Genomic DNA, 13,613 nt, shown 5'->3' with positions numbered 1-13,613 from the left:
TAAGCGTCGGCGGCGTCAGGTATCGGAAGGGGGTTGCGCAATCGGCCGCGTATTCTGCTCGATCGCGGCCGGACGCGGATTATCGCGGCCCGCTTTCCAGCGGGCCCGGATGAACGGGCGCTCATGGCCCGATAAGTGAAGCGCGATGTGGGTGATCCAGCGCTGGGTCGGCACCCGCACATCGTGCAGCGCCACCGTCAGCATCAGCAGACTCAACGCGACCGGCACCGCGTGCAGTTGCCCCGGCTTCGCATCCCACGACCACCAGACGAACACCACGGCGGCCAACGCACCGACCACGCACCCCGCCACCGCTTCGGACGGCGAATGCGCGTCGAGCACGACGCGCGAGAGCCCGACCGCAAGCCCCGCCGCGAGACCGATGACGACGCCCGCGAGGCGAACCGGCCGCCGCGTGGGCAGCAGCATCAGAAAGAGCGCGACGGGATAGACGGCGGTCGAGAGCATCGCGTGGCCGCTCACGCCGGTGAAATCGACCTCGCGCACGCCGACGCCCCAGCCCAGAAACGCGATCTTGGTCAACGCGACAACGCCGACCGCCACGCCCAAGAGCCCGAGCCACGCGGCCGCGAGCCGCCACGTGTAGCCGAGCGCAAGCCAGAGCGCGATCGCGATGGCGAGGGGCAGCGTCAGACCCGCGCCGCCAAAACGCGTGATCGAAAGCCAGAGGTGAGTGGGCAAGTCAGGCATGAAACCAGGGGTGCACAGCGCACGGGCCAGTCGGAGGGATAAATTCTTAACGCGCCATGCGATCAAAGCGACTACAACGAATAGCAGCGCACAAATATAAGTATAGCGGTGACGGCTGGGGTGCCGGAGCGCATCAGTGATGCCTACGCCACGCTTGGGCCGGCAGCGCGGCAACGAACCGCCAAAGCGGTCAGCAGTCTCTCAAAAATAGTGTTATGGTGCATTGCACCATAGTTGTAGTTCGCTCGATTAGAACTGCCCCTATTTTTAGCGAGCCGACTCGATGACCAAAAGTCTGACGAAAATCTGGCTGGGAGGCTTGAAGCGCCTCCTGGCGATTCAAGCGGAACATGCGCAAAAGCGCGCCAAGCGCGCGGGACTCAAGGCGAAACGTCCCGTCGGGAAGCCGAGCAAAAAAGCCCGCAGGAGCGCCGCCGAAGCAGTGGTGCCGCCGCCGGCGGCACGCGAATCGCGCGTGCGACCGCGGGCGGCGGCCTGGGCCGGCGGCAGTTGGACGCGCTCGTTCCACTCAGCGCCGCCTGCACCCGGACGTCTTGTCAATCACTTGTCTTACGGGCTCTATCTTCCGGCGGGCGCCTCGCAGGCCGAATCGCTACCGCTGGTCGTGATGCTCCACGGCTGCAAGCAAACCATCGACGAGTTCGCCGAAGGCACGCGGATGAATTTGCTCGCCGACAAGTTCGGCTTCGCGGTCGTCTATCCCGAGCAGTCGAAGCATAGTCACGCGCACCGCTGCTGGCATTGGTACGACGACCGCGAGCACGCGGGACTCGGCGAGGCCAGGGCGGTGGCGTCGCTCGTCGATGCGCTTGTCGCCGAATATGGATTCGACGCCGAAAGCGTTTATGTCGCGGGGTTGTCCGCGGGAGCGGGCCTGACGTCGCTGCTCGCGCTCCATTATCCCGAGCGGTTTGCCGCGGTCGCGCTGCATTCCGGGCCAGTGTTCGGCGACGCCCACTCCGGCATGGCCGCCATGGACGTAATGCGGCGCGGCAGCCATCAGGATCCGGCGGCGCTCGTCGACCAGGCGACCGATGTCGCCGCGTACCCGGGGATGCCCGCCGTCGTCATCCACGGCGACGCGGACCGGGTCGTCGCGCCGAAAAACGCCGACCAACTCGCCGTGGAGTTTGCGCGGCTCAATGGGCTCGTCGATGCGGAGGGCGCCAGCGTGGCCGGGGACGTTCGCGAGAAACGCAAAGACGGGGTGCTCACGCGCGACTATATGAAGGGCGGCCGGCGCGTGGTGAGGCTCTGCCGCGTCGCGGGGCTCGGTCATGAATGGGCCGGCGGCGACGACGCCGTACCTTTCCATTCTTCGAAGGGACCGGACGCGAGCGAGCTGATCTGGGACTTTTTTCAAAAGCAGCGCCGCCCGCAAGCCGAACGGGCCGCCGCAAGCCCCGCCGCAGGGGCCTGAACTCATTCGACACAGGCCGTGTCCGCTGAGCGACAGCTCTAAATTTGAGACTGGCGTTCCACTAGGGTTATCCCTATAATACGGGTTATCACCTAGGCGTTAACGCTTAGCCAAATTCTGGAGTCCACCATGTACCTGCTGAGCCGCCTGTTCCTGTTCCTGACGCAGTCCACCGAGCAACGCCTGAAAGAGCGCAGCGACGCCTATCTGGCCGAAGCGAGCGATCTGTACGATCTCGAATTCCGCATGCGCAAACTCGACCGCGAAGCGGCCGTTGCCTATCCGTCGTGGATGGTGCAGCGCTAAGCAGCGCCGACTAGCGGCAGAAGTTGCACGTCAAAATGCCGGCCCCACGGGCCGGCATTTTGCTTTTCGACGCAAGGCCAAGACCTTCCTGACCCCTTCCTTACCGATCGGCCGCGTGCATCAGAGCGCCGGCGTGCTGGGTGCCTCCGGCTTCTCGGGCGTTTGCACGCCGAAGCAGCCGCGATAGGTCGCGTAGAACGAGCAGTAGAGCATCGTCGTCAGGATGACCGATGCGGGCATCAACACGGCGAGCGCGTAGTCGGCCGCGCCGAGCGCCTGGAGCAACGCCGACAGCCCGAGCGACACCGTGATGGCCGACGCGAACCACAGCGCCGCATAGACGATGAACGCGCCGCGATTGCGCCAGCAGCTCACGACGCTGAAGAACATGGCTTTCGCCGGCGGCACGTCGTGCCATGCGGCCAGAACCGGCGCGAACCAGAACAGCATCGAGACGGGGACATAGCACCCCAGCGCGACCAGCACGGCGAGCGGAATCGCGCTGTTGGCGAACTCTGCCTGTTCGACTTCGGCGCTGCCCATCATCACCTTGAACAGCACGCCGCCGTCAGCGAGCGCGGAGCCCGCGAACACGAGCGCCATTGCCACGACGTACAACACGCCGAGCACGACCAGCCGTCGCGCGACCACACCGCCATACGAGCGGAACCCGTCGACGAGAATCGTCGGAAACACGGGCTTGCCGGCGACGGTGTCACGACACGCGGCCATGAAGCCGACCGCGATCCCCGGAATGAAGGCGAGCGGCAGCACCGTGCCGACGACCGGAATCCGGGAGACCAACGTCATCGCGACGAGATAGGTGAAGAAAAGCGTCAGGAACGCCAGCGGGTTTTTGCGGAACAGCCAGATGCCTTGCCGGAACCACACATAGCCGGTTTTTGCGGGGACTTCGATCAGTTGCATGTTGGGACGCCAGGGAGTGCGCTGCCGTTCAGGCGTTCGCGCAAGATGCGCTCGAAATGGGTGGGGTCGTGCGGCTTGAGCATTTCGGCCGCGCGCGGCATATGGAAATCATACAGGCGCGAAACCCAGAAGCGATACGCGCCGGCGCGCAGCATGTCGCTCCAGTGGCGGCGCTCCTCTTGGGTGAACGGACGCACGGTCTGGTACGCACGCAATAGCGCTTCGACACGCGCGGCATCGAGGTGGCCGGTCGCGAGGTCGCTGCACCAGTCGTTGACCGTGACGGCGACATCGAACAGCCACTTGTCGCAGCCGGCGAAGTAGAAATCGAAGAAACCGCCGAGACGCACTTCGTGGCCAGTGGCCGGATCGGCGTGCGCGAACAGCACGTTGTCACGGAACAGGTCGCAGTGGCACGGACCTTCGGGCAGTGCCGCGTAATCGCTCGAGCCGAAAAACGCGTGCTGATGCGCAAGCTCGCTCGACAGCAATTCGCGCTCGGCCTCGCTCAAGAACGGCAGCACGGACGGCACCGTCTCCTGCCACCACGGCAGGCTGCGCAGGTTCGGCTGATGATGCGGGAAATCGCGTCCGGCGAGGTGCATGCGCGCGAGCATGTGGCCGACTTCGGCGCAGTGCTCGGTGGTCGGCGCGAGCTGCGCCGCGCCTTCGAGCTTCGTGACGATCGCGGTGGGCTTGCCGTGCAGCATGCCGAAGAGGGCGCCGTCGTCGCGCGGAATCGGGTCGGGCACGGGCACGCGATGCGACGCGAGGTGGCGCATCAGGTCCAGATAGAACGGCAGTTGCGCGGAGGTCAGCTTTTCGAAGATCGTGAGAACGTATTCGCCGCGCGTCGTGGTCAGAAAGAAATTGCTGTTTTCGATACCGGACGCAATGCCGCGAAAATCGACGACATCGCCGAGATCGTAATGGCGCATCCATTGCGCGAGTTCGTGTTCGGTGACAGCGGTGAATACGGCCATGCAGGAAACTTCGGATTCAGGTTGGTCGGACCGGCGCTTGCGGCCGGTGCGGGAGTGGGTTGCCGGCCCCGCTCAGAGCCAGCCGTGGTGCCGCCCGTGACGAGGCGGCACGCGCCTTGCGTCAATAATGCAAGTTGATCGAGGGCAGGCGCGTGCTGGGCTGCCCGTTGTCACGCACTTGCGGCGACGTATCGGCGGGTGCGCTCATTTGATAGTGCGTGCCGAAGTTCGACCGCACGTCGATCTCGACGGGCTTGCCTTTATCGCGGTATTCGGTGATGACGGTGCCGTTCGGCGTCTTCTCGTAGTAGCTCGGCGTGCGCGGCACGTTGATGTCGACTTTCGACGAGACTTCCGCTGCCGGGCGATTGATCGCGTCCAAATCGGGCAGGCCCGCCGCTTCGTTGGCGGCGCGCGCCTGGGCGTGGGCTTGCGCGTCGTCGGCAGGCTGAGCCGCCATGGCGACCCCGCCGAAGGCAAGCATCGCGGCTACGGCGACAGGGAGGTACGGCTTCATGGTGATTCTCCAAGAGGGTAGGCGAATTCTAGCAAATACGTATCCGTCCCCGGTGTGGACCATGCAGTTATTTTGCGCGCTTGCGTGCTCCGCTGCACACGCTCGCGGCCTTGCGCGGCGCGGGTGCGCTGGCGCACGGCGCGTCGTCAGGACGTGACGGTTCCGTGGTAATGTCGTCTCAATTAAGCGAGGCGAATGAAGATGAAGAACGATCTAACGCACAACGGGCGGGCCGGGCTGCCCGCCGCCTTTCCCACTGAAGCCTTTACTGATCCAGCGGACGCCGTCGCTCGCTTGTCCGCCATCTACGAATCGAACACGGCTTATCTGCGCGATGCGTTCGCGCGCTATCGGCGCAACGAAGCGTTCAATCATCATGTGCGCGCGTGCTATCCGTTCGTGCGCATTCGCACCGAGGTCAATACGAACATCGATTCGCGCCGCTCGTACGGCTTCGTTGCCGGCCCGGGCGTCTTCGAGACGACGGTGACGCGTCCGGACCTCTTCGGCAACTACTATCGCGAGCAGTTGCGCCTGCTCGCGAAGAACCATCATGTGCTGATCGAAGTCGGCGTGTCCGACAAGCCGATTCCGATTCACTTCGCGTTTGCGGAAGGCATCCACCTCGAGGGCGATCTCGGCCGCGAGAAGCTCACGATGATGCGCGACGTGTTCGATACGCCGGACCTGGCGCAGCTCGATGACCGCATCGTGAACGGCACCTACGAGCCGGGTCCCGGCGAGCCGCATCCGCTCGCGCTTTTCACGGCGCCGCGGGTCGACTTCTCGCTGCATCGGCTGAAGCACTACACGGCCACCTCGCCGACGCACTTCCAGAACTACGTGCTCTACACGAACTATCAGTTCTACATCGACGAATTCGTGAAGCTCGGCCGCGAGCTGATGGCCCATACCGACGATGACGAGCTGCGCGCGTATCGCGGCGAATACACGTCGTTCGTCGAGCCGGGCGACGTGATCATGTACAACGCCAATCTCGACGAGCAGCCGGAAGCGGGAACGGGCACGGCGCCGGCGCGCCTGCCGCAGATGCCCGCGTATCACTTGAAACGCGCCGACGGCAGCGGCATCACGATGGTCAACATCGGCGTGGGGCCGTCGAACGCGAAGACGATCACCGATCACATCGCCGTGCTGCGTCCGCATGCGTGGGTCATGCTCGGCCACTGCGCGGGGCTGCGCAATACGCAGCGTCTCGGCGACTACGTGCTTGCGCACGGCTACGTGCGCGAAGACCACGTGCTCGACGCGGACCTGCCGCTATGGGTGCCGATTCCCGCGCTCGCGGAAGTGCAGTTGGCGCTGGAGCGCGCAGTCGCGCAAGTGACGCTGCTCGAAGGCGCGGAGTTGAAGCGCGTGATGCGCACGGGGACGGTGGCAAGCGTCGACAACCGCAACTGGGAATTGCGCGACTATCGCGAGCCGGTGCAGCGGCTGTCGCAAAGCCGCGCGATCGCGCTCGACATGGAGAGCGCGACGATCGCCGCAAACGGCTTTCGCTTCCGCGTGCCGTACGGCACGTTGCTGTGCGTGTCCGACAAGCCGCTGCACGGCGAACTGAAGCTGCCCGGCATGGCCGATCAGTTCTATCGCGCGCAAGTCGACCAGCACTTGCAGATCGGCGTCAAGGCGATGGAATTGCTGCGGATGAACGGGCTCGACCGCTTGCACAGCCGCAAGCTGCGCAGCTTCGCGGAAGTTGCGTTCCAGTAGGAAGGGCTGGTAAGGGCCGGTAAGAAGCGCGGTGCGCTCGAGGGTGAGCGCGCCGCTTGATTACAGATAGAACATCCGGTCTTCGTCCGACTTCGCCGCGTGCGGCTCGGCTTCCTCGCGGTCTTCATAGAACGCGAGCACCGCTTCGAGCACCTGGTCGGGATCGTCGATCACTTGCATCAGCTTCATGTCTTCGGGATTGATGAGGCCCATCGGCACGAGCGCCGATTCGAACCAGCTGAGCAAGCCCTTCCAGAACTCCGCGCCCACGAGAATGATCGGCACGTGGCGCGACTTCTTCGTCTGAATGAGCGTGAGCACTTCGGCGAGTTCATCGAGCGTGCCGAAGCCGCCGGGCATCACGATCACGGCATCCGAGTTCTTGACGAACGTGACCTTGCGCGTGAAGAAATGCCGGAAGCGCAGCGAGATGTCCTGCCATTGATTGCCCGATTGCTCGTGCGGCAGTTCGATGTTCAAGCCGACCGACGGCGCCTTGCCCGCATGGGCGCCCTTGTTGGCCGCTTCCATGATGCCGGGGCCGCCGCCGGAGATCACGGCGAAGCCGGCATCGGAGAGTTTTCGCGCGATGACGGTGGCGAGCTTGTAGTGCGGCGAGGTCGGTTTCAGACGCGCCGAACCATAGATGCTGACGGCCGGGCGGATCTCCGAGAGGTACTCGGTCGCCTCGATAAACTCTGCCATAATCGTGAACATCTGCCACGATGCGCGGGCCTTCTTGGCCGTCGCGCGCTCTTGATCTGCGAGCGATCGCAGACTCGGAATCAATTTTCTCTTGTTCATAATGCCTGAAGAACGAAACCTGAAAGGTAAGACCCTGCTATTGGTCGACGGTTCGAGCTATCTCTATCGGGCCTACCATGCGATGCCTGATTTGCGTGGCCCGGATGGCGGACCGACGGGTGCGCTGTATGGAATCATCAACATGTTGCGGCGCATGCGCAAGGAAGTCACGGCAGAGTATAGCGCGTGCGTGTTCGATGCGAAGGGCAAGACGTTTCGCGACGACTGGTATCCCGAGTACAAGGCGAATCGTCCGTCGATGCCCGAGGACCTCGCGCGGCAGATCGAGCCGATCCACGTCGCGGTGCGTGCATTGGGGTGGCCGCTCTTGATGGTCGACGGCGTCGAGGCCGACGACGTGATCGGCACGCTCGCCACGCAGGCCGAGGCGCACGGCATGAACGTGATCGTCTCGACCGGCGACAAGGACTTGGCGCAACTGGTTAGCGATCATGTCACCCTCATCAATACGATGACGAACGAGACGCTCGATCGTGACGCGGTCATCGCGAAGTTCGGCGTGCCGCCCGAGCGCATCATCGATTACCTCTCGCTGATCGGCGATACCGTCGACAACGTGCCGGGCGTCGACAAGTGCGGCCCGAAGACCGCCGTCAAATGGCTCACGCAATACGAGACGCTCGAAGGCATCGTCGCACATTCGGACGAGATCAAAGGTGCGGTAGGGGACAATCTGCGCCGCGCGCTCGATTTTCTGCCGATGGCGCAAAAGCTCGTCACGGTCGAGCGCGCGTGCAATCTGGATGGGCACGTCGAGTCGATCGACGCGACGCTTGCGACGCGTCCCGAGGCGCTCGGAGAGTTGCGCGACATCTTCCTGCGGCATGGCTTCAAGACCTGGCTGCGCGAAGTCGAGACGGCGCAGACACAGGTTCAGGCAAGGGTCGGGGCGGAGAATGGCGCGGCAGGCGTGGCCGAAGCCGCCGAGGCTCAACCCGCTTTGGCGCTCGAAGCGCCGCGCCACTACGACACCGTGCAGACCTGGGAGCAGTTCGACGCGTGGTTCGCGAAGATCGATGCGGCCGCGTTGACCTCTTTCGATACCGAGACGACCTCGCTCGATCCGATGGTCGCGCAGATCGTCGGCTTGTCGCTTTCGGTGGAGCCGGGGTACGCCGCTTACGTGCCGCTCGCGCATCGCGGTCCCGATGCGCCGGAGCAGTTGCCGCGCGACGCGGTGCTGACCAAGCTCAAGCCGTGGCTCGAAAACGCCGGGAAGAAGAAAGTCGGCCAGCATTTGAAGTACGACGAGCAGGTGCTCGCGAACTACGGCATCGAGCTGAACGGCATCGAGCACGACACGCTCTTGCAATCGTACGTGCTCGAATCGCACCGCTCCCACGACATGGACAGCCTCGCGCTGCGCCACCTCGGCATCAAGACGATCAAGTACGAAGACGTAGCGGGCAAAGGCGCGCAGCAGATCGGCTTCGATGAGGTGCCGCTGGAGAAGGCGGCGGAGTACGCCGCCGAAGATGCCGACATCACGCTGCAGCTCCATCAAGCGCTCTATCCGCAGATCGAACCCGAAGCGGGCTTGCTGCGCGTCTATCGCGACATCGAGATTCCGACGTCGCGCGTCTTGCGGCGCATGGAGCGCAACGGTGTGCTGATCGATACCGAACGGCTGCGCAAGCAAAGCAGCGAAATCGCGACGCGGCTCATCGAGCTCGAAGGGGAGGCTTACGCGCTGGCCGGCGGCGAGTTCAACATGGGGTCGCCGAAGCAGATCGGGCAGATCTTCTTCGAGCGCATGCAGTTGCCCGTGGTGAAGAAGACGCCGAGCGGCGCGCCGTCGACCGACGAAGAGGTGTTGCAGAAGCTCGCCGAGGATTACCCGCTGCCGAAGCTGTTGCTCGAGCACCGCGGCTTGTCGAAGCTCAAGTCCACTTACACGGACAAGCTTCCGCTCATGGTCAACGCGCAGACCGGGCGCGTCCATACGAACTATGCGCAAGCCGTCGCCGTGACGGGGCGGCTCGCCTCGAACGATCCGAACCTGCAGAACATCCCCGTGCGCACCGCCGAAGGCCGCCGCATCCGCGAGGCATTCATCGCGCCGCCCGGCTGCAAGCTGGTGTCGGCGGATTACTCGCAGATCGAGTTGCGCATCATGGCGCACATCTCCGGCGACGAGTCGCTCCTGCGCGCGTTCGCCAACGGCGAGGACATCCATCGCGCCACGGCCGCCGAAGTCTTCAGCGTGACGCCGCTCGAGGTCTCGAGCGACCAGCGGCGCATCGCGAAGGTCATCAACTTCGGCTTGATCTACGGGATGAGTTCGTTCGGACTCGCATCGAACCTCGGCATCACGCGCGATGCCGCGAAGCTCTATATCGACCGCTATTTCGCACGCTATCCGGGCGTCGCGCGCTACATGGACGAGACGCGCGCGAGCGCGAAAGAGAAGGGCTACGTCGAGACGGTGTTCGGGCGGCGCCTCTGGCTGCCCGAGATCAACGGCGGCAACGGTCCGCGCCGTCAGGCGGCCGAGCGCGCGGCGATCAACGCGCCGATGCAGGGCACCGCGGCCGATCTCATCAAGCTGTCGATGATCGCCGTGCAGAACTGGCTCGACGAGCAGAAGGGCGGCACGCGCATGATCATGCAGGTCCACGACGAATTGATCCTCGAAGTGCCGGAGGAGGAGCTGCCGCTCGTTCGCAAGCGGCTGCCCGAGCTGATGTGCGGCGTCGCCGCGCTGAAGGTGCCGCTCGTCGCGGAGGTCGGGGCGGGCGCGAGCTGGGAGGAAGCGCACTGAGGGCGCACTGAGCGTCGCCGTTTGCGCATCCGTCGAACGCTCACGTCACGTTCCACGCGATCACCCGTGCATGTCCGCGGGCGATCGCGCGCCTTTGTCCGACCGGTCCAGCCACACATTGATCTCCATGTCCTCATAGCGCACCAGACGGCTCTTGCGGCGACGCCGATAGCCCCACCAGATCGCGACGAACAGCGGAATCCACACATAGATCGACAGCACCTCCATCCAGTCGATCCGGCTCGCAAAGAATGCCTGATAGTCCTGCCCGAGCGAGATCACAAGACACAGCACGAACGCGAAGATCGGGCCGAACGGAAACCATTTCGCGCGGTACGGCAGTTGTTCGAGCCGGTATCCCTGCTTTAGGAAGCCCCTGCGAAACCGGTAATGACAGACGGCGATACCGAGCCACGCAATGAAGCCCGTGATCCCCACCGTGTTCAGCAGCCAGAGATAGATCCCCTGATTGTTGGTCAGCGATGTCAGGAAACACAACCCGCCGACCGCCATCGTCACGTACAGCGCGTTACGCGGCACACCGCCCGGCGACAGCGTTGCGAACATGCGCGGCGCGCGCCCTTCCGTCGCCAGGTTGTACAGCATCCGCGTCGCCGCGTATGTACCGGAGTTGCCCGCCGACAGAACGGCCGTCAGGATCACGATGTTCATCGCGTCTGCGGCGAGCGACAGTCCGGCGTGACGGAACACGAGCGTGAACGGGCTCATGCCGATGTCCGTCACGTCGCTCTTCAGCAGGTTCGGATCGGTGTACGGAATCAGCAGGCCGATCACGAAAATCGCCAGCACGTAGAAAAGCATGATGCGCCAGAAGATCTGCCGGACGGCCTTCGGAATCGTTGTGCGCGGATGTTCGGACTCGCCCGCGGTGATTCCGACCAGTTCGGTGCCCAGGAACGAGAAGCCGGCGATCAACGCGACGCTCATCATGGCATGCAGACCGCCGACGAACGGCGCATCGCCGATCGTGAAGTTCCGCCACCCGACCGCCGTCGCGCCCCTCAGTGCGCCGGCCGCGATCAGCAATCCCGTTACGACGAACGCGATCACGGTGACGACCTTGATCAGCGAGAACCAGTACTCCGATTCGCCGAACCCGCGCACGGACAGCGTATTCAGCAGGAAGATCAGGACGAGAAACGCCGCACCCCACCAGACACCCGGCACGCCGGGAAACCAGTAATGCATCACAAGCTGCGCGGCGACGAGCTCAACCGCGATCGTCACCGCCCAGCTATACCAGTACGTCCAGCCGAGCGCGACGCCGAATCCTTCGTCAACGTATTTCTCGCCGTAGATCGCAAACGATCCCGACACCGGCATCAACGCCGCCATTTCGCCCAGCCCCGTCACGACGAAATAGACCATCAGGCCGATCACGATGTACGCGGCGATCGCACCGCCTGGCCCCGCCTGCGCGACCGACGCGCCGGATGCCACGAAGAGGCCGGTGCCGATCGATCCGCCGATCGCAATCATCGCGATGTGCCGGCTCTGGAGGCGACGCTTCAGCGTCGTCGTGGTTGACGGCTCAGACTGCTTCATCGTTTGCAAAGCATCCATGTTTTTTACCTTGGCGCAGGGATTTTCGATCCCGTCAATTTAATTCGTTATGCAAATCTATCGAGGCGATCTCTCTCGTCGAAACAGGCACGTCAACGGACGGCGCGATACATTGCGCGGCCCGTCGAGCCGACGCTTCGCGCGCGGCCGCATTCCGCCAATCAGGACGGCAGACGCACCGCCGGCGTCATACGACGCTGCGCTTGATTGTCTGCAATTCGGCCGTCGTCACGATCTTCTCGATCTTGAAACGCGGACTCTCGAGCCATGCGTTCGCGATGCGGCGATACTCGTCGAGATCCTCGCACGCGAGCCGCACGAGAAAATCGAACGTGCCGCTGACGAGCCAGCAATCGAGCACCGCGGGGCTCGCGCGCATCTCCTCCTCGAACGGCGCCTGCGAGCGGCCGTGGTCGGCAAGCACGATCTGCGCAAGCACGACGATCGATTGTTTCTCGCGCGGCGGCCGGATCACCGCCCGATAGCCGGCGATGACACCCAGCGCCTCGAGCCGCTCGACGCGCGCCTGACACGGCCGCGGCGTCAGGTTCACGCGTTCCGACAGCTGCCGGTACGAAATCCGTCCGTCGTTGCGCAAGACGTCGAGAATCTTGAGATCGATCTTGTCGAGTTGCATCTTCTTGTCCGCCATCCGCGTTCGCTCCCGTCGGGTCATCGCCAGTGCGCGCGAAATGCCGTCGATTCCGCCGTGCGCGCCACATTATCCGATCGATGCGAACCGCGTGTCAGCCGTCTAGAAGCGCAGCGATAGACAGGTCAGCCCGCCGTCCATTTTGCGGAACTCGCTGGTATCGATCACGTGCAGCGGCAGGCCGAGCATGTCGACGCGTTCGTGCACGCGCGGATAGCCGGCGGGCGTGATGAACGCATCGTTGACGCGCAGCGTGTTGCCCGCATATTCGTCGGCCGGCTCGATTGCGATCCGGCGAAACGCGGCGAATGCGGCATGCGCGGCCAGCGCTTCGTTCACGAGCAGCGTGTCGTCGCCGAGATAGTTGACGACCGATTTCAGGTGCAGGCCCTCGCCGACCGGTACGGCGACCACCGAGTACCCGTACGGCGACACGAGCGCTTCGAATGCCGCGATGCCGTCGACGTCGGTGCGGCTAGTCACGCCGATGAAGAAGCGTTTGCCGACCTGCATCACGTCGCCGCCGTCGAGACGGCCGTCGCGCATCGGCAGCAGCTCGCGATGCGCGGCGAGCGGCGCTTCGATCGCCGCGGTTTCACCGCGCCGTGCGGGCGCGCCGGGACGCGTGATAACCGCGAATTCCGGCGTCACGACCGCGACATCCTCGACGAAGTGCGAATCCGGGAAAGCATCGAGCGGCGGCAGCTCGGTCAGCTCGACACCGAGCTTGCAGAGCGTCTCGCAGTACGTGTGAAACTGCGTCAGCGTCTTGTCGTATTCCGGCGCGCCGAGCTGTGCGGTGGTCAGGCCCGCGGCGCACGATGCGCTAGGACGGCGAACGATCGCTTGCGTGAATTGCATCTGGACTCCTCCATGGTGTTGGGTCGCGACCGGCATGACAGGCCATGCGGTCGCCGTTGCGTTCCAAACCATTATCGGAAGTCAAAATGGCCGTTGACGTCGATTTCGGCGTCGAGCACAGCCGATTCCGTCGAATTGCGCGTTTTCAGCAACCGATTCGGCGAACGGCCGCCGGCGGCATGCAATGCGCGCGGCCGACACGCTCGACGACTGGCGCGCCGAGCCCTGCGGTGCCGTGATCTGCTGCAGGAAATCTGGACAGAAATGAATGTTAGTGTTTCGACGCGGTGTTCACGCTCGAACAAGTCTAT

General features: G+C 64.1%; 12 protein-coding genes. 4 read left to right on the top strand and 8 right to left on the bottom strand.

What is annotated here, in order from left to right; translation table 11 throughout:
* Positions 1-15: 15 nt before the first annotated feature.
* Positions 16-711 (bottom strand): phosphatase PAP2 family protein, encoded by a 696-nt coding sequence (locus tag FAZ95_RS37510; protein WP_137337338.1) that lies wholly within the window; start codon positions 709-711, stop codon positions 16-18.
* A 283-nt stretch (positions 712-994) separates the two neighbouring features.
* Between FAZ95_RS37510 and FAZ95_RS37505 the strand changes: the two genes are divergently transcribed.
* Complete coding sequence (locus FAZ95_RS37505) at positions 995-2,152, top strand: extracellular catalytic domain type 1 short-chain-length polyhydroxyalkanoate depolymerase (protein ID WP_137337337.1); 1,158 nt, start codon at positions 995-997, stop codon at positions 2,150-2,152.
* A 129-nt stretch (positions 2,153-2,281) separates the two neighbouring features.
* Complete coding sequence (locus FAZ95_RS37500; protein ID WP_137337336.1) at positions 2,282-2,458, top strand: DUF3563 family protein; 177 nt, start codon at positions 2,282-2,284, stop codon at positions 2,456-2,458.
* Between the two features lie 120 nt (positions 2,459-2,578).
* Here the strand turns inward: FAZ95_RS37500 and FAZ95_RS37495 are convergent, their stop codons facing one another.
* The 3 genes from FAZ95_RS37495 to FAZ95_RS37485 form a co-directional block, all read right to left on the bottom strand.
* Positions 2,579-3,385, bottom strand: a complete 807-nt coding sequence (locus FAZ95_RS37495; RefSeq protein WP_137337335.1) for a BPSS1780 family membrane protein — start codon at positions 3,383-3,385, stop codon at positions 2,579-2,581.
* Positions 3,376-4,368, bottom strand: coding sequence for a homoserine kinase (locus FAZ95_RS37490; protein ID WP_137337334.1), 993 nt, complete (start codon positions 4,366-4,368; stop codon positions 3,376-3,378). The genes FAZ95_RS37495 and FAZ95_RS37490 overlap by 10 nt, the downstream gene beginning before the upstream one ends.
* 121 nt (positions 4,369-4,489) lie before the next feature.
* Positions 4,490-4,885, bottom strand: coding sequence for a hypothetical protein (locus FAZ95_RS37485; protein WP_137337333.1), 396 nt, complete (start codon positions 4,883-4,885; stop codon positions 4,490-4,492).
* A 201-nt stretch (positions 4,886-5,086) separates the two neighbouring features.
* Here FAZ95_RS37485 and FAZ95_RS37480 point away from each other — a divergent pair, with 201 nt between their 5' ends.
* Positions 5,087-6,619, top strand: a complete 1,533-nt coding sequence (locus FAZ95_RS37480; RefSeq protein ID WP_137337332.1) for an AMP nucleosidase — start codon at positions 5,087-5,089, stop codon at positions 6,617-6,619.
* A gap of 60 nt (positions 6,620-6,679) precedes the next feature.
* On the opposite strand, the gene FAZ95_RS37475 is transcribed toward FAZ95_RS37480, so the two are convergent.
* On the bottom strand, positions 6,680-7,423 hold the full coding sequence (locus FAZ95_RS37475; RefSeq protein ID WP_137337331.1) for an LOG family protein: 744 nt from the start codon (positions 7,421-7,423) through the stop codon (positions 6,680-6,682).
* Position 7,424: 1 nt separating this feature from the next.
* Between FAZ95_RS37475 and polA the strand changes: the two genes are divergently transcribed.
* Positions 7,425-10,205 (top strand): DNA polymerase I, encoded by a 2,781-nt coding sequence (gene polA, locus FAZ95_RS37470; RefSeq protein ID WP_137337330.1) that lies wholly within the window; start codon positions 7,425-7,427, stop codon positions 10,203-10,205.
* A 60-nt stretch (positions 10,206-10,265) separates the two neighbouring features.
* Here the strand turns inward: polA and FAZ95_RS37465 are convergent, their stop codons facing one another.
* The 3 genes from FAZ95_RS37465 to FAZ95_RS37455 all read right to left on the bottom strand — a co-directional run bounded on the left by FAZ95_RS37465 (position 10,266) and on the right by FAZ95_RS37455 (position 13,302).
* The gene (locus tag FAZ95_RS37465; RefSeq protein ID WP_137337329.1) at positions 10,266-11,789 is read right to left on the bottom strand and encodes an amino acid permease; all 1,524 of its coding nucleotides are present in this window, start codon (positions 11,787-11,789) and stop codon (positions 10,266-10,268) included.
* A 187-nt stretch (positions 11,790-11,976) separates the two neighbouring features.
* Positions 11,977-12,441, bottom strand: coding sequence for an Lrp/AsnC family transcriptional regulator (locus FAZ95_RS37460; RefSeq protein ID WP_137337328.1), 465 nt, complete (start codon positions 12,439-12,441; stop codon positions 11,977-11,979).
* A gap of 102 nt (positions 12,442-12,543) precedes the next feature.
* Positions 12,544-13,302 carry an amidinotransferase gene (locus FAZ95_RS37455; RefSeq protein WP_137337327.1) on the bottom strand — a complete coding sequence of 253 codons (759 nt, stop codon included), beginning with the start codon at positions 13,300-13,302 and terminating at the stop codon, positions 12,544-12,546.
* Between the last annotated feature and the right edge of the window lie 311 nt (positions 13,303-13,613).

This window comes from Trinickia violacea (genome assembly GCF_005280735.1).
Classification (GTDB): Bacteria; Pseudomonadota; Gammaproteobacteria; order Burkholderiales; family Burkholderiaceae; genus Trinickia_A; species Trinickia_A violacea.
This window is presented reverse-complemented; position numbering and strand designations above follow the sequence as displayed.